The sequence below is a fragment of the Mariniblastus fucicola genome (assembly GCF_008087665.1).
Taxonomy (GTDB): domain Bacteria; phylum Planctomycetota; class Planctomycetia; order Pirellulales; family Pirellulaceae; genus Mariniblastus; species Mariniblastus fucicola.
The window spans coordinates 5133463-5159636 of the sequence record NZ_CP042912.1; the positions used below are offsets into that span (position 1 = coordinate 5133463).

The following is a 26174-nucleotide window of genomic DNA, read 5'->3' on the forward strand; positions in this document are numbered from 1 at the left end:
TTCAGGACGATTTGTTGCGATTCGAGGCGATTCAGGTTTGAATAATTTGAAACCTCACCGTGACTTGACCGAAGGAGACCGATACGGGTTCACGGGCTGGTCAGGTTCTTCTCCATTATCAACGTCATTTGTGATTTGGGTATCCGTTTCGTCGTTCGATTTACGATCCAGCCAGTTCTTTTTCAACCGAATGGCCCGATCGAGGAACTGCCACACGCCGTCCTTGTTGCCGAACCCCCGGATCGGCATCACATGAATCAAAGCCAGGTCGGTGCGGATTCCGATGAATTCGGGCGCCACATAAAATCTGGATCGCTCGTTCCAACCGTTGAATGCAGCCAGATCTTCATTTCCGATCGCCCAACCACCTTCGAACAGGCGCACTCGATAAGTCTCGGGCCGGAAACGCGGCACGCCAGTGATCCGCTGTCGGCGAATCCAGAATCCGACCACAAAGAGCAGTACGAAAGGATTAAGGCAGATAAACACCAACATCGAGGGCCAATCCAACCGGTTCGGCGGCAGTGAAGCGAACAACAAGACGACGGCGACGATAAAAATAACCGCGAAGATCAAAACCGCGTACCAATGTCCTGTTCGATTGACTGACTCCACGTCCTTGAAGCTGAACGTGGGGTCGTGGATCGGTCGAATTGAAGTGGACTTCGCGGCGACGAGCAGATCTTCGCGAGTCAGTTCGAATTGCCACGATTGCGAATTCTGCGAGTTGGCTGGCTCGAGCAGTCGTCGATACATGTCAATCGGTTCAGTCGATTCTGCGGGATGGTTGCGCCACGCCGCAATTTGATCTCGAAGCGACTGACACCGGGCTTCTTCGACGACTCGCTTTGGCAGCAACGAAAATCGCTGGTTGCGTGAAAACAGAAAGTCATGTTTCGTCTCGATGACTTCATCGATTGAATTCCATTTGACGAAAGTCGTCGTGTCGCCACACTTTTCGCGTTTGCCGACTGGCGTCACTTCGATCGAACGAGGAAATTCGTGCCGCGTCGTTCCTCTCAGCCTCGAAAATGCCGGTACGAAACTGGCCATCAAAACCAAAACCGTTCCGGCGACGACAACCGACCACATTTGCAACCAGATCAGGCAAAACGCAGTCGGAATAAAACAGCAGCACCAGAGAACGGCAAACATCCACGGCCCGACGACTCGTGACGTGTTGAGCCGGTCAACCCGCTTCCGCTCTTCTTCGTTGTATTCGAATTGAAAATTCATGCAGGCCAATTTGGTTCCGGGAACAGAGCAGCACTGGGCGACGACATGGCTTCTCGCACTCGTTTCGCAGATCATCGGACGGAAAATAGCTTGACGGCGCCCGGCTTAAGCTCCATCCTGCTAATTATACCCCCGCGTCCATCGAGCGATTAGAAATGAAGATTACATTCACGCATCAATCCCGTACGTTCGAAGTCGACATGTCGCAGGGCCACGACATTTCGCGCGTTGTTCGTTTCCTCAACGGGCCCGAAATGGACCCGGCGTTCGTCCCCAAAGCCTCACGTGCTCCGTTTTCGTCGGGCGGATTTGTGGGAGCCGTCGAAAAGGGTGGTTCGTGCAATGTGGATCGACTGGACTGGATTCCGCATTGCCACGGAACACATACCGAGACCGTGGCACATATCCTGAAGTACCCCTGGCAGGTGCTTTCGAAAGAGCAGGAACATTCGGTTCCGGTCGTCAGCGATTTTTGCCCAAAGAAATTTTTCACCGCAGCGCTGATTTCAGTCGCGCCCGTCAAAGCGATCGACTCAAACGACACGTATCGGCCGAACTTTGGCGACACGGATCGAATTGTTTCGGGGCAGGGCATCGAGAAAGCTTTGCAGGCAATCGATGTTGGCAAAGTCGACGCCTTGATTCTGCGGACCGATGACCAGCTTTATGATTTCAACAGCGGCCCCGAGACTCCGTTCCTTTCCGTCGAAGCGATGCAAGCGGTTGTGAAGTCGGGCGTCGATCACCTGCTGTTGGACCTTCCTTCGGTCGACCGGCTCAACGACGACGGGCATTTGACGTCACATCACATTTTCTGGAACGTGCCGGAGCATGAGTCGGTGGCGACAAAGGACAGTTGGCTGCACAAGACGATCACGGAGATGGTCACGATCGGCGCGGAACTGAACGACGGGCTGTACTTGCTGAACCTGCAGTGCTCTCCGGTTGTTTCGGACGCAGCACCATCTCGCGCCGTGATCTACCCGGCGCATTGATTTAACGAGACGCTGCAATCAACGGGCTATCGCACGACGTCTTCCGCGCCCAAAACGACTGGTGCTTCGGTTGCGTAGACGGACGCCGGAGTATCCGATTTTTTTCGCGACGAGCGCCACGCCATCACGGCAGCGGCAACTCCGACGATGATCAATGGAATCGCGAACAGCGGTCGAACGGCGACCCACGCGAAGGCGATCGTGAGAGTCGTTAAAACGATTGCCATCAGGAACGCGACAAAGCTGATGATGCCGCGAGTCATCGATCCAACCAGCGGAATCGAATCGGTAAACGCACTCAACACACCAAAGATCATGGTGAATCCGATGAAGCTGGCAAAGAATCCGCCGGCACGCAGAATCCAGGCCCACATGGTGTTCTCGCCCTGCATTTTGTCAAACACTTCGGCCGCACTGAAGTCGCCCACATAGAGCCGCTCAAGCTCTTCGCCATTGGTCGTCGAATATGGCCTGAGTTGCTCTGGCTCATTTTCGTTCACCGCCGAAACGAGACTCACACGAGTCGGTCGAACAATGTTGAACGAAATTCGCTGGTCACCCAACATCGGAACTTCCGGACTTGGTTTGCCTTTTTCGGACCAATACAAATACTCGCCATCTGTCGAAGCATTAACGAGAATGTCTTCCGGCAATGCGGCAATCAACTCGTCGGTCCACTCAATCGTTTCGCCGGAATGGATGCTGCCCGTCAGACTCTTGTTAAGCAGGTAGGCTCCAAGGTTAACCCGTTTGGCCTCAAGTTCTTCTTTCCCAAACTTCGGCAACGGGTTTTCGTGACCATTGCGACGCTTGAAGCTTGCGCTGTTTTCCCGCCCCGAAACCCAACTCTGTCGATAAGTGTAAGTCTTCGTTTTCTTGTTGCCACGTTTCTCAGTTTTTTCATCCTCGACCCACTGGAACATTTGCACTTTGCGAGTCAATCGAATCGCCTGTTCTTCAATCCCGAAGTCTTCGTCGCGAAGTCTTTCTTGCGTGTCAGCTTTGCCGTTGAGGTGAATCAGTGTTCCGCCGAGAGATGGAGACGCGACTGCCGGGTCGGCAACGCTTTGCACAAGTCCGGCGCCCTCATTGAGACCGTGAGTCCGATGGATCGTGCGGTACTCATTCCACGAGAGCAATCCGATCGAAGCCGGAACAAGGACGAGGCCCATTAGCGTGCCAAAGATGGCGTTCTTGATTCGCGAAAAAAATCCGGTTCGTGTCGTTGTGGTGAATGTGTCAGCCATGGCAAATTCTGTGCAATCGTTGGAAGGAAGCTGTGTTACTGGCTATCGTTTCAAAACGTGGCTTTTGAATCGGCATGCGCCGGAAAAAAACGCGAGCCAATCTGGAGGCAGGACTCAAAGAAGCCGCATCGCCACCGGATGATCCCATCGTACCGAATTTTCAGCTGGAAATGACAACCTGACGCTCCGAACCGAAACGCATCGGAAATCGGACGTTTTGGTCAAAAGAGCCGTGAAAATTCACTTATTCGCAGCGAAAACGCCGCAAACACAGGCTGATAGCCTACGCTCCCCAGGCTGTGATTCAGCGTTCACAAGCGTATCCCGACGAACTCGTAGGAACATGCGGCAGGGGCACCAGACAATACGAGCACAAAGAAGTGCAAGCGAATGAGCGAGGCTTTTTCCGCCGAGATCGCTCGTTCGCCAAAGATTCAAAATGTAGGCAAACGAAAGAGATGGAAGCCCGCCGAATTCCTCTAGCCGAGATCCTGCAGAAACGGATTGGTGGCTTTCTCATTTCCAATCGTCGACGGCGGCGAGTGGCCGTTGATAAATTGCATGTCGTCGCCCAGCGGAAGAATCTTTTCTGCAATGCTGTTCATCAGCTTCTGATGGTCTCCGCCGGGCAAGTCGGTCCGTCCGATGGAACCTTGAAACAGGACGTCGCCCATCAGCGTCAGCTTCGATTCGCGGTTCACGAAAACCACATGGCCCGGTGCGTGCCCTGGCGTATGCAGCACTTCGAATTGATGTTCGCCAACCGAAAGCACGTCGCCTTCGGAAAGCCATCGGTCTGGCGACGCGTTGAACATGCCGCTCAAGCCATAGTTGGCAGCGACCATTTCGATATTGTCCAACAACATTTTGTCGTCCTGATGAGGACCCACGATCTCGACGCCCAGCAACTTCTTCAATCCTTCGGCGCCGCCTGCGTGATCAAGATGGCCGTGCGTCAGCCAGATCGCTTCGACTCTCACGCCCAGTCGCTCAACTTCGCCCGCAATCTTTTCTGGCTCGCCGCCGGGGTCGAGCACGATTCCGGTCAGCGTTTTGTCATCAAAAATGATCGAACAGTTTTGCTGATATTCAGTGACCGGGACGACTTGAACTTTGAGCATAGGATTGCAATCGGAAGTGGAGTGAAAAAGAAAGCGGCCGGAGCGAAATCACAGAAGCTGAAACCAGGCCACGATCACCATGCCAAGGTTGGCAACGACGGTAAACCAGTACGTGATCTGGAAAGACTGCTTTTGCGTTTTGTGGCGAAAGTACTTTTGTCCCATCAGCGCGCCCGGCCATCCGCCCAGCAACGACAGGACATGCAAGTTTCGTTCAGGCACACGCCAGCCATCGTTTTTGGCCTGACGTTTGTCCCAACCGTACAGCACAAAACTCGCGGCGCTCAAAACCAGCATCGCGATCAGGTAGTAGAGAACTTGCATCACGAAACAGCAACGGGAACGGCGTCCAGCCAGCCCCATTGATCTTCGGTCGAACCGTCAAACAAACCGAAGAAGGCGGATTGGAGCTTCTCCGTGATCGGTCCTCGACTTCCGCAGCCGACCTCGATTCCATCAACGCTGCGGACAGGAGTCACTTCTGCGGCCGTTCCGGTCAGAAACATTTCGTCAGCCGTGTACATCAACTCACGCGGCAACGCCTGCTCAACGACTTCAAGCCCCATCGTTTTGGCCAGTGTCATCACCGAGGCACGTGTGATCCCGCCAAGAATCGCGGATGCCAACGGCGGCGTGTAGATTACGCCATCACGGATCAGAAAAACGTTTTCAGCAGAACCTTCGCTGATCGTGCCTTTATCGGTCACGCTAATGCCCTCAACGTAGCCATGACGACGGGCTTCGCCACCGATCAGCATCGCATTGAGATAGTGCCCGCCGGCTTTCGCCAAAACGGGAATCGAAGCACTCGTGGTTCGGCTCCAGGACGAAACACAAACGTCGATCCCCTTCGTCATTCCTTCTTCGCCCAGATAGTTGCCCCACTCGAAGGCCACAATGATCGTCTCCACAGGGACGTCCGCGCTGGGGACGACACCCAGAGAACCCGCACCATAAAAAGTCAACGGGCGAATGTAAGCGTTGTACAAATTGTTGTCGGCGATCGTATCCCGGCACCCTTGCATCAGCTCTTCCTGCGTTTGCTCCAAAGGAATGCGATACATTTTGGCCGATTCGCAGAAGCGTTTCATGTGCGCGTCAAGCCGAAAGATCGCCCGTCCGTCTTTAGTTTTGTAGCTTCGCACACCTTCGAAAATACTGGTCCCGTAATGCAGGGCGTGCGACATGACGTGAACGTTGGCACTGTCCCAGGGGATCAGCTGACCGTTCATCCAGATTGATTTGCTTTTGTTCATTTGGCACCTGAAATATGTGGCTGGGTATCGTTAAGATACGGCTGATTTACGTTTCATTCAAACGGTGGCACGATCGAGTTGCGGGAGCACAATCGCGATGAGTCTGGAAATGAAAGAACTGTTGGACACGATTCCCCAAGTCGGATCGCTGGATTGGATCGGGGTTCGCCCGGGTCGCGAAGAACCAATGAATTCGCTGCAGAGCGTGGAAGTTTGCCTCGAAAACGGGCTCGTCGGCGACCGCTTTGCCGGAAAAGCAGGCGCCAAACGACAGGTCACGCTCATTCAAAAAGAACATTTTTCCGCCATCGAGTCGATCATGGGCTGCGATGAAATTTTGCCGGAAACGCTTCGTCGCAACCTGCTGGTTTCCGGGATCAACCTGCAGTCGCTTAAAGAAAAGAAATTTTCGATCGGAGAAGTCGTTCTTCTTGGGACCGGCAATTGCCCGCCGTGTTCAAAAATGGAAGTCGCCCTCGGTCCCGGTGGCTACAATGCGATGCGAGGCCACGGTGGGCTGACGGCGAGCGTCGTGACCGCGGGTAAGATCTCGGTTGGCGACGAAGTCAAACTGCTTGTCGAATAATCCCGGCTGCGCAGAATTCAATTTTCGCGTCGACCACCCAACTTCCGACGACTTCAGAATACAGATCATGAACAACACCAAGACATCTTTTTTCCTTCTGCTGATCACCCTGATTTTGCCTGGACTGGTAGTCGCTCAGGGGCCTACACCGGAATTCAACCCCGACGCGGTTGCTTCGGATGATTCGACGATCAAGTCACGGGCTTTTCGGTTTGTCTACGGCGCGTCGCTGACAGACTTGGAACCGGGGGCCAAGGTTCGGGTCTGGATTCCGATGGCGACCAGCAATCACGAACAGGATGTTGACCTTGAGTCCGTGACTTTGCCTGGCGAGTTCAAGGAGACCAAGGAAGAGAAATTTGGCAACTCGATTATCTATTTCGAGGCCGTCGCCAATGAGAAGGGCGAAGTCCCGTTGGAAGTCAGCTATCGCGTCATCCGCCGCGAACTCACGGAACTCAATCGCGAACACGTTCCGCAAAGCAACGAAAAATGGCTGCAGGCGTCTGCAAAAGTTCCCAACGACGAGACGCTTCGCAAAGCCTTGATTGAAGATTCGAAAATCGGCGACGAAACGATCGAGGTCGCCCGCCAGTTGTACTTCGGCGTCAACAAGCGGATGAAGTATGACAAGCCTGCGGACAAGCCCGGATGGGGGCAGGGCGATTCGCAATTCGCGTTTGAAAAGTGCTACGGAAATTGCACGGACTTTCACAGCCTGTTCATTTCCGCGGCGTTGAATCTGAAGATTCCTTCGCGATTCGAAATCGGGTTTCCAATCCCGGAAGAACGTGGGGCCGGGAAAGTCGGCGGCTATCACTGCTGGGCCAAATTTCTGTCGGACAACAAATGGGTCCCGATTGATATCTCGGAAGCCGACAAGAATCCTGACATGGAAGAGTATTACTTCGGCAACCTGACAGCCGATCGTGTCACTTTTTCGGTTGGTCGCGATCTGGAACTGCAACCTGCTCCTGCTGCCGGACCGATCAACTATCTGGCATATCCTTACGCTGAAGTGGACGGCAAGCCGCACAACAAATTCCGCAAAGAGTTCCGCTACGAGGACATCGACACTACGGGGACGTAGTAAGTAAGCTGTCGCGGTACGCTGAAAGAATCCAACGCCGGCGATTCCACTTTAGCGGAGCCATGGCAACGCCACGTCGATGCCTGGCACTGTTTGGCAAATTGATTTTCATTTCGTCAACGCAGCCAAACATGAGCGGCAAGGCCCCAGCCGCCGTTAAAAGCGCCACGGAACGGCGGCTAGCGCCTCGCCGCTCACATTCACCAAACAGTGCCTAGTTCATCGCCGAGCGAATTTTCTCCACCCGCTTTCGGTTGGCTCCCATGTCGGAGTATCCAACCCGCGACGCGCTGCGAAAGTGGATGACTTCTTCGGCTTCGTCCAGCAAAAACTCAGTGTCGTCGACGAATCGAAACACCAAGCTTTTGACTTCGAAATGCAGGTAGTTGCCGTCCTCCGTGATCAATTCTGAACGGGGAATTTCGGCCGCAATCTTCTGCTTCAGTTTTTCCAACGGCTGATCAACACCAGTGACATCGATCGGCTCCATGAAAAATGGTTCCTGATCAGTCATCGACGAAACGCAATTCGGCGAATCGGGTACTGCCGCGAGTTTTCCGCCGTGAAGCCCAAGATGCGAAGGTCGTGCTGCAGTCATCGATAAAACAATCAGTCCAGCCAAAAAGATCAAACTCAATACTACGATTTTGCGAACGACTCGCTGAACAAAACTTCTCCTCGGCAACCCTTTGGGAACCCGGGGCTCTCCCGCGACGTCATTCATAAAAGTCTTTTTACCAAACCGATTGCGAACAGAATTGCCACACAGAATAACGCCATTCCAAGCAGAGACCAGATGTCGCGACGACGCCCCTGACGACTTCTCGCGGTCATCATATCGGCCGACAAAACGGCAAGCTGCTCTTTCTGCTCAGCCTCAGAGTCACACAAAATGACTTTGGTCTGGTGACCAGTCGGTTTGCGTTCATCATCAATCGCGATCCCCCAGACCGGAGTCTGTTGAGGAGATTTATTCGTCGGGGAAGCTTGCGGCCGGACGCGCCCCGTAAAACGGAACAGCTGCTCCCAGCCAGGTCGCTTGATCGCGTGTAGTTCCACCGACTCAATCACGGTGGAACCGGTCTCAAACCCGTTTTGCTTCAGCCAGTCACCGATGTCTCGCTCAGTGACTCGATTTCGAATTAGGTCTGCCATGAAAGCTATTCTAGCCGGTTGGAATCGGTTTTAGTTTACGGTCTAACTAAGGACGCTCCCTATCCAACCGTTTCTCCGAAAGCGTTTTAACCCGACGAGCTCATGGACAAAATGGAAATTGGCGTCGCTCTGATCCGAAAGATGGACAGAAGAATCCACTGGCTGGGCAAATTCGATCGAGCCAACAATCAAATTGACTTCGTCATCGCACATCGCCTCGAAAAAGAATCGTGGCGCGAATCGATCATCCGCGAGGTTGCCTGGGAACTCGATATCGATCGCAAGCGAGACTTCATTGTTTCGAACATGGCTCAACTGAACATCAACCTCGAAGCCACACTGCCGGGTCAACTGGAACCGGTTAGTGTTGCCTGTGCGTTTTACAATGTCGAACTCTATCGGAAATCTGCCATTGAGCAGATCGATGGCAACGCAGATTTGGTCTGGTTGAGCTCTTCCGAAATTTGCAACGGCGTCACTGACAATGGAACGCCTCTCAACCCCCTGGTCGTGTTGCTCAACGAAGAAGCAGACGTCATCCAGCACTGGGAATCCGACGCAACCGGCGAGTAGCTTTTTCGCAAACCGGGTTTGGCAGCAACTTTAAGCCTCCATTGGTCACGAAACAAAACGGGACGCGGTCCGTCAACGATCGGTCGGTCATCGGCTTAACTGCTAGCGGAATTTTTCTTCTCAAGTTCAAGTTTTGGCTAAAGCAGTGCTGTTTACGCAGGTCGGCACGGTTGCTAATCTTCGCCGCGGTGAACAGGCAGTTGGCCATTCACCGATCGCGGACGATCCGATCATGGATGACGGAATGACGAAAGAGACAACTCATTGGAATCTCGCCAGACAGATTGTTTCGCTATGCGCAATTTTGCTGATGGCTTTAACGGGCTGCCAGCCTCAATCGCGAACCAGCGGCGGGCTGTTTGGAATGGGGAACCAGTCGACGTTCAATTCCAATTCGTCCTTCAATCGTTCTTCGTTCAATAATCCATTCGGCAGTTTCGCCAACAACACAGGCGCTGCGGCAACACCGGGAGCTTTCACTCCAAGCTCGCCCTTCGGCCAGTTCTCACCCAGCAGCGGCACATGGCAATTGCCGAACGCGACAGGATCCGTTGCCGCCAACCCCGCCGGAGTCGGTCAACTTGGGCAACCGGGAATGGCTCGTGAGTACGATCGAATTAGCCAGCAAATCGGCGCCTACGACGCGGACAATCAATTGCTCAACACGGAAGTCGCGACGCTGAAACAGAAACTTGAGCTTGCGAATCAGTACAACCAAACTCTAAAGCAACAGCTGGCCGACACTTCTGACCGCGTGCTGCAAACCGGCAACCAGCAAAAGATCGAGCAGCAACAATTCGCCAGCATGAAACAGCAGATACAACAGCTGCAACAACGTGTCGCCGACCAGGATCGATTGCTGGCTCAGAGCCAACAGCAAGGCCCCAACTGGCAGGGCAACGGTAACAACCCGTTCCAGAACAGTAACTTTCAAAACAACTCCGGCACGTTTCAAAATTCAAGCTTCAGTTCGACTCCTGGATCGGCAACGATTCGGGCCAACAATGGCCTGATGCAAAAACTGAACTCGATCAACATCCCCGGCGGCAACGCTCGCATGGACGGGGATATCATTCGCATCGAGTTCCCGACTGACCGCCTTTTCACCAGCGGCAGCTACCGAATCCAGGCGGCTCAACTTCCGTTGCTGCAGAACATCGCCTCGACGATTCGCCAGTCGTTCCCGAAACAGATCGTTGGTATCGAAGCCCACTGGGACGGTACGCCGCTCAGCCCGCCCGGCACGACCGATCATCAGCTGACCGCGACGCAATCGCTTGCCGTGTTCGATGAACTTGTGCGTCTTGGATTGCCGTCCCGCCAACTGTTTACAATGGCGATGGCCAGCAACCGTCCGCGGCACCGACAGCAGAATGTTGGCGGTGTCAGCCCCAATCGACGCATCGAGTTGGTGATCTACCCGGAAAGCTACGACGGTTCATAGGCAAAACAGCCCGTTTTGCTCTGAATTCCCGTATTGGCCAGATCTCTGCGGCCAAAGACTTCCAAAAAAAGTTCGGATTGAGTGTCCTGAATCCCTCGCCGATTGCATCCTGATTGCATTCAGTTACGATCCCATTTAGGGACGTATGAGAACTTTTTGAGAATCTGGGATGACCATGAAAAAGATTTTGCTGCCTGCTGTTTGCCTATTACTGCTGACGATTTCACTCGCAACTTCGTCACACGCCCAAACGAAATCTGCCCTTGGGGCGCTCGCCGTTTCTCCGGACGGCAAAACGCTTGTCGCCGCCGGTTACAACCGCGTGATGTACGTTTGCAATCCGGACGATCTGACGGTCAACAAACGGATCTATCTGAACATCGTGCCTTACGAGGCCTTTTTCTCATCCGATGGAAGTTCGTTGGTCATTTTCTCGTCTGACAAAGTGATAACGATCTACGACACCGCAACATGGAAACGTAAAGCCGAAATTAAAAAGACTTACGACATCGCAATCGCGTCCAAGACGAACGAAATGGTGGTGATGCACGGGACGAAGTACCGGGACAGCAAACGGTTCACCCCGGTCGCAGTTTACGATTTGTCGACCGGTGAGAAGAAGTGTGAGACGTCATTCGAGATGGATGGGTATGCGATCGGGACCAACGAAGACGCTTCGCAAGTCATTGTGATCAGCCGCGCACGCACCGATGAATCGGAAGCCAAAGAAAAGACTCCAAAAGAGCTTGAGGGGATGGAACGTGATGAGTTTGAGCAAAAACATGACGGCCGAATCGCCGACGTGTTGTGGCTCGATGGGGAACTGAAAGAAACCAATCGATACTCTTCGTTCTACAGCGATTCGGGAAACAACGTCTGCTTGATCAAGGATCACGTAGCGACGTTTATTGTCTACCGAAACCGCTGTGCGACCCTATCGCCGGACGGTGACATCAAACTGTTCCGCACCGGGACCAGTTACAACTACGGCATCGGTGTTTCGCCCGACGGAAAGACGCTGGCCTCTGGTGGACTGGCGACCGGCATGGTGATGGACATCGACAAGAAGACGTCGATCAGTTTCGACCACCCACGACTGCCGGGATTCCCTGAGTACTTCTACGGCTTTGCGTTTGGCGCCGACGGAACGATTTACGGCGGCACCAGCGCGTGGCGTATCATCAAAATTTCTCCCGAGGGTGAAGTCCTCAGTGAGACCCCGATTTTCTGATCGGTCAGTGTTTTTCAGCGCATTCATTGACACGGAAGTTTTCATGCGAGCGGTTATTCAGAGAGTCAGCAAATCCCAAGTCGATGTGAATGGCGAAACCATCGGCTCCATCGGCAAGGGCTTGCTGGTGCTGTTGGGCGTAGAAAAGGGCGACGGAAAGTCTGACTTTGACTACGTGCTCGGCAAAACTCTCGGGCTGAGAATCTTTGAAGATGACGACGGCAAGATGAACCTTTCGGCGACTCAGGTTGGCGCGGAGTTGCTGGTCATCAGCCAATTCACACTGCTGGGCGACGTCCGCAAAGGCAGACGGCCAGCGTTTACTGCGGCGGAAGATCCATCGATTGCCGAGCCAACCTATTTGCGATTTGTTGAGGCCGCGCGGGCATCGGGGCTAAAAGTGCAAACGGGCATTTTCGGCGCCGACATGAAAGTCCATCTACTCAACGACGGACCAGTCACAATCTTGCTGGACAGCAAAAAGACATTTTGATCTGCTTTGCAGCATGTTTTGGCGTGAGGCCGAATTGCCACGCAATGTTGATGCCACGCCCCACGAGGGCTAAGCCAGCTTTTTGCGTATCGTTACGTCGTCCTTGCTGATCTCAACCTCATAGCCCGCTTCAAGCAACTTGTCGCGGTACTCGTCGGATGCCGCGTAGTCTTTGTCCTTGCGAGCCGCCACCATCGCAACCCGCCACTGCTCGGCCTGGTCGTCACCGCCGCCATCATCTGAGCCCGTCGCCTGATCGCCATCCATGCCTTCGTTGAGCGGAGCAAGTTGCAGCACACTGTTCATCGCTTTCCAGACCGCCAACGATTCCTGTGGATCGGGATGGTCGCCGCGAACCCAAGGATGCATGACTCCAAGTGCTTCCGCAATGTTCAGGTCATCGCCCAAAGCCGCAGCAAACGCGCCCAGCACCGGATGGTTTAAATCGACTTCTGCCGTTTCGCCACCCGTTTTCGATTCAAGCTCGGCGCGGAACTTCATCAGCCGCTGGATCGTACTCGCAGAATCGACCAGGCCCTTCGCCGTAAAGTTCATATTGGTGCGATAGTGGGCTTTGATCAGCTCAAAACGCAACACTGCCGGATGGACAGGTTTCCCCATGGGATTCCCGTCCTTGTCTTTGACCTTGCCTTCGAAAACGTCGCGCGCGGTGTAAAAATTACCCAACGACTTGGACATCTTTTCGCCTTCGACAAACAGGAATCGGGCGTGGATCCAGAAATTTGCGAACGAATCCTTGCCGCTGCATCCGCAGCTCTGCGCGATCTCGCATTCGTGGTGTGGAAAAATCAGGTCTTCGCCACCGGTGTGGATGTCGATCACGTCGCTGCCGAGCAACTTCGACGCCATCACGCTGCATTCGATATGCCAACCGGGATAGCCGACTCCCCAAGGCGACTCCCATTTCATGATGTGTGCTTCATCGGCTTTCCAGAGCAGAAAGTCAGCCGGATGTTTTTTCGATGACTGATTCGAAGCTGAAACGCGACCGCCGGCTCCACTTTGCAGTTCGCTCATCGTGTTGCCGCTGAGCTTGCCATAATCTGGAAAGCTCTCGGTGCTGAAGTAAACCGCGTCGCCGGCAATGTAAGCGTGGCCTCGTTCGAGCAATCGTTGGATCATGTCGATCATGCCATCGATGTGCTGGGTCGCCCGCGGCACTTTCTCCGGATACTCGAACGCAATCTTGTAGCCCAGCTTGCGACTGTCATCCATGAAGGCGTTGGTGTAGTAATCTGCGATCTGCCAAGGATCGTTGGGATCGTCGATTTCGCCTTCGGCAACGCGACCGGATTTCTTGTTTTCTTTGACGCGATCGCCGGCCTTTTTCATTCGGTCTTCTTCGCCCTCGACCATATGGCCGACGTCCGTGATGTTCATCACGTGGTCAACTTCATAGCCGCCGAGTTCCAGGGATCGTCGCAGCAAATCGCCAAACAGGAACGATCGAAAGTTGCCGATGTGGGCAAAGTCATAGACCGTCGGGCCGCAGGAATACATGCGAACCTTATTGGGCTCAAGCGACTTGAACTCTTCGGTTGAATTCGTGAGCGAGTTGTAGAACTGAAATTTCATGGTGCTGTGATTGCTGTGAGGTTGCGAAGTGCTAAACGGTATCATTTCAGCCGTTTTTCCTCGATACCGCTTGGCAAAAGATCGGAATTCGAGAGCTCCGCGAGAGCAATGAAACCCGGCCAGAAAACGAACTGTCCTTGCGGAATATGCGGAAAATATCAATCACGTAGACTGTACATCCGTGGGCGAGCCAATTTTTTTCGTTTTTTTCGCTCACTTATTAGCGTCGCATTTAACATTGGGTGACAGGCGCGACCAGGGCAATTACTATCCGGGTCTCGCCACCCACGATTCTTTCCTACAACTGATTCTGTATCACCATGAATGTTCGCAACGTTTTCTCGCTTGCCATAGTCGCACTTGTGGCTTGCTGCTCACAAGGGTTTGCACAAACGTATTCGCTTGGATACGACCAGACGCGCTACGACGTTTCGCCAGGCGATTCAGTCGACGTAACGCTGATTCTTACCGAAGAAATCGCTGACGGCGAAACCGCCCGCTTGGCAGGCGGCGGGACCGACGGATTGTTCGCATTTGGCTTGGGCGTTGACTATTCGTCATTCACCGGTGGAGCCAGTGGATCAACGTTTGGGTCAATCACTTTCAATTCAGATTTCCTTCAGTCCGATCCTGATTTCGTACAAGTTTTTGACAGCGGGTCAGTGGTCTCGTTTGAGACTTCAGAAACAAGCGGCCAAGGCGTGTCAGGGATGATGATTTCGCCAAACGAGTACCAACTCGAACTTGCAACACTTAGCTTTGATGCCGGAGCAATTAATTCGCTTACAACACTGCAGCTTCGTACGGGTGAGGCACCAGTCACCAACCCGGCACTGTTCTTTGCGGATGGAGAGACGCCCGCAGTCGGATTTGGCAGCACGCAGATTTTCGTCAACGCTGTACCGGAACCTGGCAGCGCTGCGATCCTGGCAATCGTGGCCGGCGTTGGAGTTCTGCGACGTCGCCGAAAGTAAGCGATCAAGCGAACTAAAAACAGAAACGAGCCGGTGATCATTCACCGGCTTTTTTTGTGCGCAAGTGCAACGCGGAGCAGATTCGAATGGTCTGCATTGCCAGCAGAGCATTGCCTGTAAAATGCCGCCCGTCGATCGCGTCCAGCGTAACGCTATCGAGCCGTCATCGCTTTGTCGGCAATGTCTTTGCGGCACCAGGCACCGTCCCAGCGGATGCATTTGACCGCTTTGTAGGCCTGCAGTTTTGCAGTCGCCACCGAGTCACCCATCGCGGTAACTCCAAGCACGCGGCCGCCAGTGGTGACGACGTTGCCTTCGCTATCCACCTTCGTTCCTGCATGAAAGACTTTCACGTCCGGAATTTTGGCAGCTTCTTCAAGTCCGCGAATCACTTTGCCCGTTTCGTATTTTCCCGGATAACCGCCGGAAGCCATCACAACGCAAACGCTGGGGCGGTCGTCCCATTCCAATGGACCGATCGACGACAAACGCCTTTCACAGGTCGCTTCAATGATGTCGACCAGATCTGTCTTGAGCCGAAACAGAAGCGGCTGACATTCGGGATCGCCAAATCGAACGTTGTACTCCAGAACTTTCGGTCCCTGCGGCGTCATCATCAAGCCCGCGTACAGGATGCCCAAAAACGGAGTCCGCTGACGCTTCATCGCGTGTACCGTTGGCACCAGAACATTGGACTCGACCCACCGCAACGTTTCGTCATCGATGGTCGGCGTCGGACAGTAGGCTCCCATGCCTCCGGTATTTGGGCCGAGGTCACCATCGAGAGCCCGTTTGTGATCTTCGGCCGGCGGCAACGTCAGAATCGTTTTGCCATCGGTAATTGCAAGGATGCTGGCCTCGAAACCTTCGAGCCGATCTTCAATGATAAGCTTGTCACCTGCTGAACCGAATTGCTTTTGCCTGGCGATGATGTCGATCGCTTCCAAAGCTTCATCGCGCGTCGAGCACACGATGGCGCCTTTGCCGGCAGCGAGACCGTCGGCTTTGACTACCAGTGGCACATCTTCGGGCGTTTCAAAGTAACGTTCATTGATGAAGCGTTCGGCTCCTTCGGCGTCCCGGAACTCGTGAAAGTCAGCGGTCGGCACGTCAGCGTTGCGCATCACTTTTTTGCAGAAGGATTTACTGCCTTCGAGTGCGGCGGCTTCTTTGGAAGGACCGAACACCGACAGGCCAGCGGCTTTGAACGCATCTGCCAACCCATCGCAAAGTGGCACTTCGGGGCCCGCGACGGTGTAGGCGATATCGTTCTCTTTGGCAAACTTGACCAGCGCAGGAATGTCGGTCGCAGCGATATCGACATTCTCTGCGTCTTGCTGCGTGCCGGCATTTCCGGGAGCTACGAAAACCCGCTCGACCCGGGGGGATTGAGCTACTTTCCAGGCCAACGCGTGTTCACGTCCGCCGTTTCCGACGATCAATATATTCATTTCAGGAAGTCCGACCGCGGAGGATCGGGGTTTAATTTAACTGTAGCCAATCATGGAACCAGAACGGCGCCGACCAAAATGGAACATCCGAATCGAAACCGGGCGCCGCAAATTCTAAGGCCATGCTAAACGATTGTCACGGCCTCGATTGGCTCGTTGTGGTATAGTGTTGGTGTTACTTTCTTTTAGCAGAGAACAGAGATGAAATTGAAATTGACCATGGGCGTCCTGCTGGCCGCCGCCGTGCTTTTACCCCAAACATTGTTGGCCCAGGAATCCAAGTCGGATTGGGGACATCTTTCGGGAACCGTTACCGTCGACGGCGACGTGGAAGCCCCCGAAGAAGAACCTGTCGGTGATCACGCCGACAAGCCCGTCTGCCTGGTCGATGGGAAACTGCCCGTGGACGACAACATCGTCGTCAACGCCGAGAACAAGGGACTCCGCGACGTCTACGTCCTGATGTACTTGAAAAAGAAAAAAACGGATGCTGTTCATCCGTCCTACGAGGAAAAGAAGAAGGAACCTGTGGTTCTGGACAACGTAAATTGTCGCTTTGTTCCACACGCGGTTTTCGTTCGCACCGGCCAGAAACTGGTGCTGAAAAACTCGGATCCGGTGGGGCACAACTGCCACATCACGACGTTCAACAACGAACACAATCCGAACCTTCCCGCAAACTCAACTGCTGAAGTCAAGTTCGACGTCGAGGACTCACGCCCAGGCAACGTGACTTGTGACCTGCACAAATGGATGGACAGTATTATCTTCATCCGCGACAACCCGTACGTTGCAATCACCGATGCCGACGGCAAGTTCACGATCGAAAACCTGCCGGCTGGCGAATGGGAATTCCAGTTCTGGCACAAGAAGGTCGGCTATCTGAAGACGCTGGCGATTTCAAACCATGAAGTCTCCAAACGAGGCGTCGCGACGATCAAAGTCACTGCGGGCGAGACGACTGATCTTGGAGAAATGAAGCTGCCTTCCAAATCGTTCAAGTAGTCGTCCGCTGAGCTTGAGTCCATGTCGTGCATGGCCCCTCGCTTCGGGGAGGGGACTGCCGCGACAATATGGAGCCTCGACGATTCGCTTATGTCGGCCAACAATATTGGAGTACGAGCGTCTTTCCCGAACGTGACTGTGTTGGCCAAACTTCATACCATCTTCGCGACCTTGATTTTTTCGGTCGCTCTTGTCGCCGTCGGCGGATGCGAAAAAGCTCCCGCGCCGACCTTTCACCTGAACGAAGTTGAGATTCTCAAGCAAGAGAAAGCTTCGCTGGCCAACGGCGAGCACTTCGATGATTCGCACGACGACGAAATCCGCAACATTCTCTCTTCGCTGTTTGGCACACCAGATCAGCCCAGGTTTCCGTTTCTCCAAGGCGACGAAGATCCGGCACATGAGTTCATCGATTTCGAAAATCTTGAGTGGGCCGCCGGACGAGTCCACAGCGATCAGGATGGAAAACCAATTTCCGGTCTCTATCGCGAACATTGCGCTCAATGCCACGGCATCACGGGCGATGGAGCAGGGGCGACGGCAGCGTTTTTAAATCCGTATCCAAGAGATTTTCGATTGTCCAAGTTCAAGTTCAAATCGACTCCGCTGAGGCGTTCTCCAACCGATCACGATTTGGAACTGGTTTTGCGAAACGGCATTCCGGGCACAGCGATGCCTTCGTTTCGCACGCTGCCGGATGAAGAAATTCAGGCTTTAATCGACTACGTCAAATATTTGACGATACGTGGTCAGATGGAGCGGATGTTGATCTCGGAGCTCAGTTCCACCGAAGGCAAGCCGTTGTTGGACATGAGTCATGCCGAAGACGGGGATTTGGTTGCGGCGCTGGCGAAGATCGAATCGACGGATGCTTCAACAGATCGTGACGACGATGTCGCGGAATCCGATGAATCACGTAGCGCGTTTGAGGAACAGCTCGACTATCTGCTAAACGAACTTTATTTCGAAGGCCCGCTTAAGCGTTGGAGCAACACCGAAGATGCGGTGACTGAAGTTCCACCTGTTCCCGAATCGATTCGCACGACACATCCGGACCATTCGCAGCTCGTTGAGTTGGGACGCGAACTGTTTTATGCCAAAGGCAACTGTGCGCAGTGCCACGGCGATACTGCGATGGGTGACGGGCAGCAAACAAGCTACGACGATTGGACCAATGACTGGATCAAGTCAGCGGGTGTGGATCCGACAGACAAATCAACCTACCAGGACTTTCTTGATGCAGGAGCACTCAGGCCACGCGCGATCCGTCCGCGAAACCTTCGGCTGCCCGTCTACCGCGGCGGTGGTCGTCCAGAAGATTTGTATTTGCGAATCAAGAATGGCATTGAAGGGACTCCAATGCCGGCGGCCGCGACGCTCAGCGATCAGGAGATTTGGGCGATGGTGGCGTATGTGAAATCGTTGCCGTTCGAACAAGTCGTGCCACAAGAAACAAAGTAGCCGACTTGCCAAGCGAACGAAGCGGAACAGCTCTTTCGTTCCCGTCACCGATTTGCTTTGGGGTTGGATTTGAATATTTCGCGTCGGCGGCTCTCACAGCAATTGCAGTGCTGCGTTGTGAACTTTGCAGCAAGAGACAAGTTAAGATGAAGCCATGCTTTCGCATCGATTCTGAGGCGGAGCAGAAGCAATGGCAGTAACGGTCGACAGAACTTTATCGCGAAAACGATCCATCCAGACAACATGGCCGATCCTCTTGCGAATCAACTACCGGGTGCAGAAAGTCAACGCCGCAGCGTGCCAGTCAGGTTTTTCACAACCTGTGTGTTCGCGACTGACCACAAAGTCATTGGACGACGGTTTCTCTTTTCGTCGCTGATCTGGTTCGCCATCGGAGGACTGTTTGCATTGGCCATCCGCTGGCAACTGGCATGGCCGTGGAGCGACGTTCCGATTCTGGGTTCGGCCATCAATGGTGAAACCGGAGTTCGGATGTCACCCCGGTTTTACGATCTTCTGTTCTCGATGCACGCCACGATCATGGTTTTCTTCGTGATGATTCCGATTCTCTTCGGAGCGTTTGGGAACTTCCTGATTCCACTGATGACTGGCGCCGACGACATGGCATTTCCGCGGCTCAACATGCTGGGCTACTGGTTGATGTGGCCCGCGTTTGGCTGCCTCACTCTCTGCTTTCTACTGTACGCCAACGGACTGTCGGCGGAATGGACGGTTCCACCGTCGAGCTTACTGTCGGACGTATCGCAGTCGATTAAGTTTGCACAGCAACTTTGGATTCTGTCGCTGCTGTTCGTCGTCGCGTCATCGATGCTCGGTGCGATCAACATCCTGACAACGGTTTTGCAGATGCGGTCGCCTGGCATGAACATGATTCGCTTGCCGATGACCGTTTGGGGTTTGTTCATCTCGGCGACCCTCCAAGCGATTGCGTATCCGGTCTTGATCGCCGCGTTGATGATGCAGCTGTCGGACTTGACGTTCGGAACAGGGTTCACTGGCCTGAACCTGGCCGGAGACGATCTGTTCGCAGTCGACGGAAGCGCCCAAGCGATCCCGTGGCGGCGTTTGTTCTGGTCCGTTTCGCGGCCCGCGGCTTACATCCTGATCCTGCCGGTGATCGGCATGGTCTCCGACATGATTGCGTGTTTTTCGCGAAAGCCGCTGTTTGGATATCGCCCCATGGTCTGCTCGATCATCGCGATCGCCGGACTTGGTTTGGCTGTTTGTGCTCATCAGCAGTTCGCCGTTGAAACAAATGGAAGCCTGATGGTGTCTCTAGTGGTTCCGACGACACTGATCGTAATCGCGATCAGCATCAAAGCTTTCAACTGGTTCGCCACGATGCGGAACGGACAATTGCAACTGTCGAATCCGATGCTATTCAGCATTGGCGTCGTCTTGATGATCATGGTCGGCGGCTTCGTCGGAGTCATCATGTCCGTGCCCAAGATCGGCATGAATCGGGGCACTAACTTTGCCGTCGCTGATCTGCACTATCTGCTTTTCGGCAGCAGCATTCTGGGTGTTTTCGCGGCGATCTACTTTTGGTTCCCGAAGATGTTCGGCCGGAAGCTGAATCTGACACTGGGAAAGCTTCACTTTCTGTTTACGTTCTTGCTTCTGAACTGCACCTTCTTGCCGATGTATTTGCTCAAGCAGGCACATCTGCCTGGGACGTTGCCACCACATCAAGCTTCGGCTTTGGCTGCTGAACCATTCAAGAACATGAGCGACTTCAACGTGTTCATCACCTGGTCGGCGATACTGCTGGGAGCCACCCAGTTGATTTTTGTGGCCAACTTTCTGGGAAGTCTGTTTTTCGGCAAGAAAGCTGAAGCGAATCCGTGGCGATGCAATTCCCTGGAATGGACGACGCCCAGCCCGCCGGTGAGAGGAAACTTTGAGACTCAACCGCTGGTTTATCGTGGTCCGTATGAATATGGTCATCCTGATCGAGATCAGGACTTTTGGCCCCAGAGTGAGCCTGAAACCAGTAGTTAGACCGGTGGAATCTCCATATGTCAGGAACTTTTGACTGGCTACTTTGAAGAAATGAACTTTACGAGCATAATGTGCGTATCGAAAGTTTTGGCCAGCATTTCAACGCATTTCCCCACACAAACGCACTGTAGTGGGTCCAACTTCATGATCGAGAACTCCCTCCCCCTCATTCTGGCGCAAGACATCCGCGTTACCTATTGGCTGACGCCTGTTTGGATTCTGTCTGCTGGAATCACGCTCGGGTTTTTGCTGGTACTGTTGAGCTATTTGAAGATTTCGATTCTGCAGAGAATCCCGGGCATCAATTCGGTCGCCTCAAAACGAGGCTCATTTATTGTCGGCGGCATCGTGCTGACATTGGTCTATCTCGGCTGCTACGCGGCGTTTCTGTATTGGGTCCAAGCGTTCACTTTCGATCTGAACCGGGATCTACAACCGATGCTTTATATGCTGCCGGTTTGCGCGCTGTTTGGATTTGGCGCCTGGACGCTGGTTGCGAAAAAGTTCGCGGGAGAGTTTTCGTCGCAGTTCAATGAAGGCCTGCTGAAGTGGCTGAACCGAATCTGCATCGCGTTCACGATCTTTTTCGTCATCGGATTCCCGCTGGCCAAGTTCAACGGCTTTGGAGTGATCGAGCCTGTCGAGGAACCGGTCGAGTTGATGAAGTCTCTGGCACGACTCCCGTTTGCTACCAGCGTGACGGACAGCATGACCATTGAGCCGAGCGAAAGGAACCACGCCGGCGACCAGTTTCCGGTAAATTTTCACGGTCGGGAACTCAAGGGAATTCGTATTAATTCAACAGAACCGATCGAGGTCGCGGCGGAGCCCATTCGCGGAGACCTGCTGTATATCCTTCGCGTCGACCCTTCAGAAGAACTTCGATCGTACAGCCCGAGGTCTGACGGGCAGGGCATGTTCAAGCATGAAACGTACAACGAGATCTACATCAACAACCTTGGCGACGAGCCTGCTCAGGTAACGGTAACCATCGGAACCGGTCCGTTTTACAGCGAGGTGATTGTCATTCCAATCGTAGCGGCGATCGTGCTGCTGACGTACCTGCTGCCTCTGATGTTAGCCAGCGCCTTGCCGAAAATCTCTGCCATCGCTCTGTCGACATTCAAGACAGAAGTCTCCCAGCCGCTGTTTTTGCTGGTCATTCTGGTCGGTGCAGCGTTCATCGTGACCGCGATCTATATCCCGTACAACACCTTCGGTGAAGACATCAAGATGTACAAGGATTCAGGTTTGAACCTTTTGCGTGTGATGGCCATTTTCACGGCGGTTTGGGCCGCAAGTAAGTCAGTCGCCGAAGAGATCGAGGGGCGGACCGCGCTGACCGTGCTCTCCAAACCCGTTAGTCGCCGGCAGTTCATCCTCGGGAAGTTTTCCGGGATCTCGATGTCGGTCGCGCTGCTGTTTTTGCTGCTGGGCTTGTGGTTCATGATCTGGGTCGCTTACAAACCAGTTTATGATGGCCAAGAGGCGGCAAACAAGTTGAGGGACTGGGCCCAGCCGTTCACGGAATCCTTCAATATTGCTCCGGGATTGTTCCTGTGCTTCCTGGAGATCGTGATTTTCGTCGCGATCAGTGTTGCCATTTCGACTCGCATGGGCATCCTTGCGAACTTTCTAATCTGTGCCTCGATCTATGTGCTTGGACACCTGACGCCGATGATCGTTCAGTCTTCCGTTGCTCAATTCGAACCCGTCGTGGTGTTTGGTCAACTGGTGTCGACGGTCTTTCCGGTCCTGGACCACTTTGACATTCAGGCGGCAATCAGCAGGAATACGTCCGTTCCGCTGGCGTATCTCGCTGAAATGTTGGTGTACACGGGGCTCTATTCGACGGTCGCGATGCTTCTTTCACTGGTGTTCTTTGAAGACCGTGACTTGGCGTAGTTGTTCGACGCCAAACGATCGCTGGCGGTTTGCAGGAACGACAATGTGAGTTTACTCGTCGCCGTCAGAATCAGCTTTCGATCCCGAGGTGCCGTTGAACTTGTTGGTGAACGCGAAGTAGATAATCACGTTTGCACCGACGAGAATGAACAGTAGTTTCGACCACGCAATGTTGACTTGGCGAGCATTCGGAGAGATCCAGCTCACAAAGATCCAGTCGAATCCGAAAAACAGCAAGTAGGCAGCGACCAGCCCAATGTTGCTCCACAACATTGCCGAGATCATGCCGCTGGAGAAAAGAGTCTCGTTTTCTTTACGATTCTCTTGCGACGAAGTTTCTGGCGATCGATAGGGATTCGGGTCCATGCCAGATCATACGTATGAGCATGACATTTCTGCAACCAGAACTCTGCAACAACGACAGCTAGGCCGCACGTCGGACTTGGCCTGGCGTCCGAAATAGCTGATCGGGAATAGCATCGGTGCCAGAAGCAACCGCGACCATCGGCAGAGGACCGGACGACGCCGCGGTCCCCGGTTGCCATTGATGGCTGGCAATCGAGTCGATCACGCTTTGAGCAACTTCAACCGCCAAAGCACCGTGAATTGCTGGAACTCGAGGTTGAAGATTATCGCGAATGGCGGCGATAAAGTCGGCCTGCTCCTGAAGAATGGCATTGTTGCGTTCGACAACAACTTCTTCCATCGGCAACACGTTATCAAACAGCGTCTCTCGTACGAACTGTTTCTGCGGTTCGGACAGATTAAAGAAGTCGACTTCGCGATTCTTCATCCACGACGGCACACGCACGAAAGTAACTTTGCTTTCTGTAAAATCGATTTTCGCAAATCCGTCGGTGCCGAAGATTTGCATGCTTCTTTCAGCAGAGAAACTCGATCGTGAAGCCGTCAGGTTGGCGACAGCGCCACATGAAAACTGCAACCTGGCCTGAGCCATGTCTTCGTTACCGCCGAACATTGAAAATCCAATCGCCCGGGTATCGACCAAACTTCCACCTACGATTGAGTTCACGAGGTCAATGTCGTGAATCATCAGGTCGTGAACGACACCAATATCAGTGGAACGAAAAGTGTACGTACTGGTTCGGGACGCCTGAATGAATTTGGGCGTGCCAATTTTGGATATCGCGGTTTCAAACGCAGGGTTGAATCGTTCGACATGTCCAACCTGAACGATGCAGCCCGTTCGGTCTGCCAGCGAAACGATATCGTTCGCAGTAGAAACGCTGTCCGTAATGGGTTTCTCGATCAGCGTGTGAATTCCGTGGCCAAGCAAATCACTGGCGACCTGGTGATGGAAGCGAGTTGGTGTCGCAATGATGGCGGCATCAATATGGCCGATCAGATCCTGATAGTCGCTGATCGTTTTGGTATCGATGGTCTCGGCAATTCGATCACAGGCTTCTGGAGAAGGATCTGCGACGGCGACAAGATTAACGCCACGATGTTCTCCGAGCAATTTGGCGTGAATGCGTCCGAGGTTTCCTGCTCCGACAACGGCGACTCGTAACTGGCTCACGCTGCTTTTCTCCTTCGTTCCCGACCGCGGCCATGACGACCAGACTGGGATACGGAAAGTTTGTCCATCAAGTGTTCAATATCCGGAAGCATGTCGCCTTTGCTGTGCAGAATTTCACGAGCGTTCTCCAAGCCGACGCGAGCACGATACAACAGACGATAAGCCTCGTTGAGCGCGTCGATGACTTCTTCCTTGAAGTTGTTTCGTTTCAGGGCCACGATATTGATGCAACGCGGGCGAGCCGGATTGCCGTCGGCCAACATGAATGGAGCAATGTCCTGTAAAACGCGACTGGCTCCGCCGACAAACGTATAGCTGCCGATCGCTCCGTAATGAGTCACGGCGACTGAACCGGAAAGCGTTGCATGGTGATCCACGTGGACGTGTCCGCCAAGCATGGTGCCGTGGCCGATGATGACGTGATCTCCCACGCGACAATCGTGCGCAACATGCACGTTGCCCATGAAGTAACAGTCACTGCCGACGCGTGTATAACCGTCTTCCTTGACCGTCCCGCGGTTGATCGTCACGCATTCACGGATCACATTTCGATCCCCAATGACGACCTTGGTCTCGTCGCCGCGGTAACTGGTGTCCTGCGGCGCTCCTCCAATCACGGCGTTAGGCGAGATCACGTTGTCTTCTCCGATCTCAACATCGCCATCGATCGTGACGTTGTTCATGAGAACCGAGCCGCGTCCGATTTTTGCTTTCGGACCAACAACGCAGAAGTGGCCGATTTCTACATCGTCTGCGATTTGAGCTCGCGGATCGACGACAGCCAGATTGGAAATTTTCGGTGACATGGGCTTTCTCTGCCTGGCTTCCCGAGCTGTTTTATCAAAAGGAATAATGTCCACGTTTTTTCATGCTGAATAACGGTTGATATTGTCAAGGCTGTCGCAGTCGAAAGCCTGGTGTAGGATGGCAAACGCCAGTTGGGAATTTAGCCGGTGTCCACTCTTGTGACCGTGCACTCTTCCGACAATGTCGTAACCGGTCAATGCCAGATCTCCGATCATGTCCAGAATCTTGTGCCGTCCACATTCGTCTTCGAAGTTCAGTACGTTGTCGATCGGACCATCGTCATCGAACACCAGCAGGTCGCGGTAAGAAACCCGTTTCCCCAAACCCTGCTGCCGCAGAACTTCGGCTTCATGCTTGAGCACAAATGTTCGTGCCGGCGCAATCTGTTGTTGGTACGTTGAACGATCAAGTCGATATCGAGTGTGTTGTTTCCCGATTGCGGGGCAATCCGGATAGTCAACGTCGTAAACGAGTTCAAAGCTTTCGTTGGCCGTTGGCAAAGCCTCGACCCATGCGCCTTTTTCTTCAATCCGAATCGGAGTATCCAGCACGATCTGCTTCCGTGGCTGATCCTGTTCGATTCGTCCTGCCGACTGCAGCGCTCTGGCGAACGCAATGCTTGATCCGTCCATACCTGGCATTTCAACCCGGTCGACTTCCACGATACAGTTGTCGATTTGCAAACCGACGAGTGCCGAAAGAATGTGCTCAACCATTTCAACTTTGTGTCCGTTGCAAGACAACGTCGTGCGACGTGGGCTTTGGACACGGTGATGAATCTGAGCCGGAATTTCAGGTTTGCCGTCGAGATCCGAACGAACAAACACGACTCCCGTTCCGGATACCGCCGGACGAAATTTGACTGTCACGTCCAACCCACTCCAGTACCCGATTCCGGATACCGAAACTTCGTTCGCGATTGTCGTTTGAAGTCGTGATGTCGTTTCCAAGAGAACTCTCCGACAGAATCATTGGAGCAAGCACAG

Annotated in this window: 25 protein-coding genes; 12 read left to right on the plus strand and 13 right to left on the minus strand. The window is 53.6% G+C overall.

Annotation, left to right across the window (positions count from 1 at the left end; all coding sequences use genetic code 11):
* Nucleotides 1-54 precede the first annotated feature (54 nt).
* Nucleotides 55-1236 carry a YcxB family protein gene (locus MFFC18_RS19160; protein ID WP_075083431.1) on the minus strand — a complete coding sequence of 394 codons (1182 nt, stop codon included), beginning with the start codon at nucleotides 1234-1236 and terminating at the stop codon, nucleotides 55-57.
* A gap of 155 nt (nucleotides 1237-1391) precedes the next feature.
* Here MFFC18_RS19160 and MFFC18_RS19165 point away from each other — a divergent pair, with 155 nt between their 5' ends.
* Entirely contained in the window at nucleotides 1392-2231 is an 840-nt protein-coding gene (locus MFFC18_RS19165) for a cyclase family protein (protein ID WP_084416958.1), read from the plus strand.
* 26 nt (nucleotides 2232-2257) lie between these two features.
* Here the strand turns inward: MFFC18_RS19165 and MFFC18_RS19170 are convergent, their stop codons facing one another.
* The 4 genes from MFFC18_RS19170 to MFFC18_RS19185 all read right to left on the minus strand — a co-directional run bounded on the left by MFFC18_RS19170 (nucleotide 2258) and on the right by MFFC18_RS19185 (nucleotide 5855).
* Complete coding sequence (locus MFFC18_RS19170; protein WP_075083433.1) at nucleotides 2258-3478, minus strand: TMEM43 family protein; 1221 nt, start codon at nucleotides 3476-3478, stop codon at nucleotides 2258-2260.
* 479 nt (nucleotides 3479-3957) lie between these two features.
* Nucleotides 3958-4599 (minus strand): MBL fold metallo-hydrolase, encoded by a 642-nt coding sequence (locus MFFC18_RS19175; protein WP_075083434.1) that lies wholly within the window; start codon nucleotides 4597-4599, stop codon nucleotides 3958-3960.
* A gap of 48 nt (nucleotides 4600-4647) precedes the next feature.
* Nucleotides 4648-4923 carry a DUF1294 domain-containing protein gene (locus tag MFFC18_RS19180; protein ID WP_075083435.1) on the minus strand — a complete coding sequence of 92 codons (276 nt, stop codon included), beginning with the start codon at nucleotides 4921-4923 and terminating at the stop codon, nucleotides 4648-4650.
* The gene (locus MFFC18_RS19185; RefSeq protein WP_075083436.1) at nucleotides 4923-5855 is read right to left on the minus strand and encodes a branched-chain amino acid transaminase; all 933 of its coding nucleotides are present in this window, start codon (nucleotides 5853-5855) and stop codon (nucleotides 4923-4925) included. The genes MFFC18_RS19180 and MFFC18_RS19185 overlap by 1 nt, the downstream gene beginning before the upstream one ends.
* 109 nt (nucleotides 5856-5964) lie before the next feature.
* On the opposite strand from MFFC18_RS19185, the gene MFFC18_RS19190 reads away from it, so the two are divergent.
* Together MFFC18_RS19190 and MFFC18_RS19195 are read left to right on the plus strand one after the other, a co-directional pair.
* Nucleotides 5965-6441 (plus strand): MOSC domain-containing protein, encoded by a 477-nt coding sequence (locus MFFC18_RS19190; RefSeq protein WP_202907513.1) that lies wholly within the window; start codon nucleotides 5965-5967, stop codon nucleotides 6439-6441.
* Nucleotides 6442-6508: 67 nt separating this feature from the next.
* The gene (locus MFFC18_RS19195; RefSeq protein WP_148618987.1) at nucleotides 6509-7531 is read left to right on the plus strand and encodes a transglutaminase-like domain-containing protein; all 1023 of its coding nucleotides are present in this window, start codon (nucleotides 6509-6511) and stop codon (nucleotides 7529-7531) included.
* 214 nt (nucleotides 7532-7745) lie between these two features.
* Here the strand turns inward: MFFC18_RS19195 and MFFC18_RS19200 are convergent, their stop codons facing one another.
* Together MFFC18_RS19200 and MFFC18_RS19205 are read right to left on the minus strand one after the other, a co-directional pair.
* Nucleotides 7746-8129, minus strand: a complete 384-nt coding sequence (locus MFFC18_RS19200) for a DUF1499 domain-containing protein (protein WP_075083577.1) — start codon at nucleotides 8127-8129, stop codon at nucleotides 7746-7748.
* A 122-nt stretch (nucleotides 8130-8251) separates the two neighbouring features.
* Complete coding sequence (locus MFFC18_RS19205; protein ID WP_075083439.1) at nucleotides 8252-8686, minus strand: hypothetical protein; 435 nt, start codon at nucleotides 8684-8686, stop codon at nucleotides 8252-8254.
* A 102-nt stretch (nucleotides 8687-8788) separates the two neighbouring features.
* Between MFFC18_RS19205 and MFFC18_RS19210 the strand changes: the two genes are divergently transcribed.
* From MFFC18_RS19210 to dtd, 4 genes are all read left to right on the plus strand, one after another.
* Nucleotides 8789-9259: a hypothetical protein gene (locus MFFC18_RS19210; RefSeq protein WP_075083440.1), complete on the plus strand. Its 471-nt coding sequence runs from the start codon at nucleotides 8789-8791 to the stop codon at nucleotides 9257-9259.
* Nucleotides 9260-9392: 133 nt separating this feature from the next.
* A complete protein-coding gene (locus MFFC18_RS19215) occupies nucleotides 9393-10703 on the plus strand; it encodes an OmpA/MotB family protein (RefSeq protein WP_148618988.1) in 1311 nt (436 codons plus the stop codon).
* A gap of 169 nt (nucleotides 10704-10872) precedes the next feature.
* Nucleotides 10873-11934, plus strand: coding sequence for a PD40 domain-containing protein (locus tag MFFC18_RS19220; RefSeq protein ID WP_075083442.1), 1062 nt, complete (start codon nucleotides 10873-10875; stop codon nucleotides 11932-11934).
* Nucleotides 11935-11977: 43 nt separating this feature from the next.
* Nucleotides 11978-12427 (plus strand): D-aminoacyl-tRNA deacylase, encoded by a 450-nt coding sequence (dtd, locus tag MFFC18_RS19225; protein WP_075083578.1) that lies wholly within the window; start codon nucleotides 11978-11980, stop codon nucleotides 12425-12427.
* A gap of 69 nt (nucleotides 12428-12496) precedes the next feature.
* Here dtd and cysS read toward each other — a convergent pair whose 3' ends face one another.
* Entirely contained in the window at nucleotides 12497-14023 is a 1527-nt protein-coding gene (gene cysS / locus MFFC18_RS19230; RefSeq protein ID WP_075083443.1) for a cysteine--tRNA ligase, read from the minus strand.
* A 320-nt stretch (nucleotides 14024-14343) separates the two neighbouring features.
* Here cysS and MFFC18_RS19235 point away from each other — a divergent pair, with 320 nt between their 5' ends.
* The gene (locus tag MFFC18_RS19235; RefSeq protein ID WP_075083444.1) at nucleotides 14344-14997 is read left to right on the plus strand and encodes a PEP-CTERM sorting domain-containing protein; all 654 of its coding nucleotides are present in this window, start codon (nucleotides 14344-14346) and stop codon (nucleotides 14995-14997) included.
* A gap of 152 nt (nucleotides 14998-15149) precedes the next feature.
* Here the strand turns inward: MFFC18_RS19235 and purD are convergent, their stop codons facing one another.
* A complete protein-coding gene (purD, locus tag MFFC18_RS19240; RefSeq protein ID WP_075083445.1) occupies nucleotides 15150-16448 on the minus strand; it encodes a phosphoribosylamine--glycine ligase in 1299 nt (432 codons plus the stop codon).
* Nucleotides 16449-16649: 201 nt separating this feature from the next.
* On the opposite strand from purD, the gene MFFC18_RS19245 reads away from it, so the two are divergent.
* The 4 genes from MFFC18_RS19245 to MFFC18_RS19260 all read left to right on the plus strand — a co-directional run bounded on the left by MFFC18_RS19245 (nucleotide 16650) and on the right by MFFC18_RS19260 (nucleotide 22841).
* Entirely contained in the window at nucleotides 16650-17453 is an 804-nt protein-coding gene (locus tag MFFC18_RS19245) for a carboxypeptidase regulatory-like domain-containing protein (RefSeq protein WP_075083446.1), read from the plus strand.
* 90 nt (nucleotides 17454-17543) lie between these two features.
* Complete coding sequence (locus tag MFFC18_RS19250; RefSeq protein WP_075083447.1) at nucleotides 17544-18914, plus strand: cytochrome c; 1371 nt, start codon at nucleotides 17544-17546, stop codon at nucleotides 18912-18914.
* Nucleotides 18915-19157: 243 nt separating this feature from the next.
* Nucleotides 19158-20936 carry a cytochrome c oxidase subunit I gene (locus tag MFFC18_RS19255; RefSeq protein ID WP_075083448.1) on the plus strand — a complete coding sequence of 593 codons (1779 nt, stop codon included), beginning with the start codon at nucleotides 19158-19160 and terminating at the stop codon, nucleotides 20934-20936.
* 144 nt (nucleotides 20937-21080) lie between these two features.
* The gene (locus MFFC18_RS19260; RefSeq protein WP_084416961.1) at nucleotides 21081-22841 is read left to right on the plus strand and encodes an ABC transporter permease; all 1761 of its coding nucleotides are present in this window, start codon (nucleotides 21081-21083) and stop codon (nucleotides 22839-22841) included.
* 51 nt (nucleotides 22842-22892) lie between these two features.
* Here MFFC18_RS19260 and MFFC18_RS19265 read toward each other — a convergent pair whose 3' ends face one another.
* Genes MFFC18_RS19265 through lpxC form a run of 4 tightly spaced genes read right to left on the minus strand, consistent with a single transcriptional unit; the run spans nucleotide 22893 to nucleotide 26138 of the window.
* Complete coding sequence (locus MFFC18_RS19265) at nucleotides 22893-23207, minus strand: hypothetical protein (RefSeq protein ID WP_075083449.1); 315 nt, start codon at nucleotides 23205-23207, stop codon at nucleotides 22893-22895.
* 58 nt (nucleotides 23208-23265) lie between these two features.
* A complete protein-coding gene (locus MFFC18_RS19270) occupies nucleotides 23266-24381 on the minus strand; it encodes a Gfo/Idh/MocA family oxidoreductase (protein ID WP_075083450.1) in 1116 nt (371 codons plus the stop codon).
* Nucleotides 24378-25187 carry an acyl-ACP--UDP-N-acetylglucosamine O-acyltransferase gene (gene lpxA / locus MFFC18_RS19275; RefSeq protein ID WP_075083451.1) on the minus strand — a complete coding sequence of 270 codons (810 nt, stop codon included), beginning with the start codon at nucleotides 25185-25187 and terminating at the stop codon, nucleotides 24378-24380. The genes MFFC18_RS19270 and lpxA overlap by 4 nt, the downstream gene beginning before the upstream one ends.
* Before the next feature lie 60 nt (nucleotides 25188-25247).
* Nucleotides 25248-26138: a UDP-3-O-acyl-N-acetylglucosamine deacetylase gene (lpxC, locus tag MFFC18_RS19280; RefSeq protein ID WP_075083452.1), complete on the minus strand. Its 891-nt coding sequence runs from the start codon at nucleotides 26136-26138 to the stop codon at nucleotides 25248-25250.
* Nucleotides 26139-26174: the final 36 nt, after the last annotated feature.

Excerpts from the sequence above, each read along its gene's own strand:
- MFFC18_RS19170 (WP_075083433.1), bottom strand. The coding sequence starts at position 3,478 with ATGGCTGACACATTCACCACAACGACACGAACCGGATTTTTTTCGCGA.
- lpxA (WP_075083451.1), bottom strand. The coding sequence starts at position 25,187 with ATGTCACCGAAAATTTCCAATCTGGCTGTCGTCGATCCGCGAGCTCAA.
- MFFC18_RS19190 (WP_202907513.1), top strand. The coding sequence starts at position 5,965 with ATGAAAGAACTGTTGGACACGATTCCCCAAGTCGGATCGCTGGATTGG.
- MFFC18_RS19265 (WP_075083449.1), bottom strand. The coding sequence starts at position 23,207 with ATGGACCCGAATCCCTATCGATCGCCAGAAACTTCGTCGCAAGAGAAT.
- MFFC18_RS19180 (WP_075083435.1), bottom strand. The coding sequence starts at position 4,923 with ATGCAAGTTCTCTACTACCTGATCGCGATGCTGGTTTTGAGCGCCGCG.
- MFFC18_RS19245 (WP_075083446.1), top strand. The coding sequence starts at position 16,650 with ATGAAATTGAAATTGACCATGGGCGTCCTGCTGGCCGCCGCCGTGCTT.
- MFFC18_RS19235 (WP_075083444.1), top strand. The coding sequence starts at position 14,344 with ATGAATGTTCGCAACGTTTTCTCGCTTGCCATAGTCGCACTTGTGGCT.
- MFFC18_RS19250 (WP_075083447.1), top strand. The coding sequence starts at position 17,544 with ATGTCGGCCAACAATATTGGAGTACGAGCGTCTTTCCCGAACGTGACT.
- purD (WP_075083445.1), bottom strand. The coding sequence starts at position 16,448 with ATGAATATATTGATCGTCGGAAACGGCGGACGTGAACACGCGTTGGCC.
- MFFC18_RS19185 (WP_075083436.1), bottom strand. The coding sequence starts at position 5,855 with ATGAACAAAAGCAAATCAATCTGGATGAACGGTCAGCTGATCCCCTGG.
- MFFC18_RS19160 (WP_075083431.1), bottom strand. The coding sequence starts at position 1,236 with ATGAATTTTCAATTCGAATACAACGAAGAAGAGCGGAAGCGGGTTGAC.
- MFFC18_RS19210 (WP_075083440.1), top strand. The coding sequence starts at position 8,789 with ATGGACAAAATGGAAATTGGCGTCGCTCTGATCCGAAAGATGGACAGA.
- MFFC18_RS19200 (WP_075083577.1), bottom strand. The coding sequence starts at position 8,129 with ATGACTGCAGCACGACCTTCGCATCTTGGGCTTCACGGCGGAAAACTC.
- MFFC18_RS19255 (WP_075083448.1), top strand. The coding sequence starts at position 19,158 with ATGGCCGATCCTCTTGCGAATCAACTACCGGGTGCAGAAAGTCAACGC.
- MFFC18_RS19175 (WP_075083434.1), bottom strand. The coding sequence starts at position 4,599 with ATGCTCAAAGTTCAAGTCGTCCCGGTCACTGAATATCAGCAAAACTGT.
- cysS (WP_075083443.1), bottom strand. The coding sequence starts at position 14,023 with ATGAAATTTCAGTTCTACAACTCGCTCACGAATTCAACCGAAGAGTTC.
- MFFC18_RS19195 (WP_148618987.1), top strand. The coding sequence starts at position 6,509 with ATGAACAACACCAAGACATCTTTTTTCCTTCTGCTGATCACCCTGATT.
- MFFC18_RS19220 (WP_075083442.1), top strand. The coding sequence starts at position 10,873 with ATGACCATGAAAAAGATTTTGCTGCCTGCTGTTTGCCTATTACTGCTG.
- dtd (WP_075083578.1), top strand. The coding sequence starts at position 11,978 with ATGCGAGCGGTTATTCAGAGAGTCAGCAAATCCCAAGTCGATGTGAAT.
- MFFC18_RS19260 (WP_084416961.1), top strand. The coding sequence starts at position 21,081 with ATGATCGAGAACTCCCTCCCCCTCATTCTGGCGCAAGACATCCGCGTT.
- MFFC18_RS19205 (WP_075083439.1), bottom strand. The coding sequence starts at position 8,686 with ATGGCAGACCTAATTCGAAATCGAGTCACTGAGCGAGACATCGGTGAC.
- MFFC18_RS19165 (WP_084416958.1), top strand. The coding sequence starts at position 1,392 with ATGAAGATTACATTCACGCATCAATCCCGTACGTTCGAAGTCGACATG.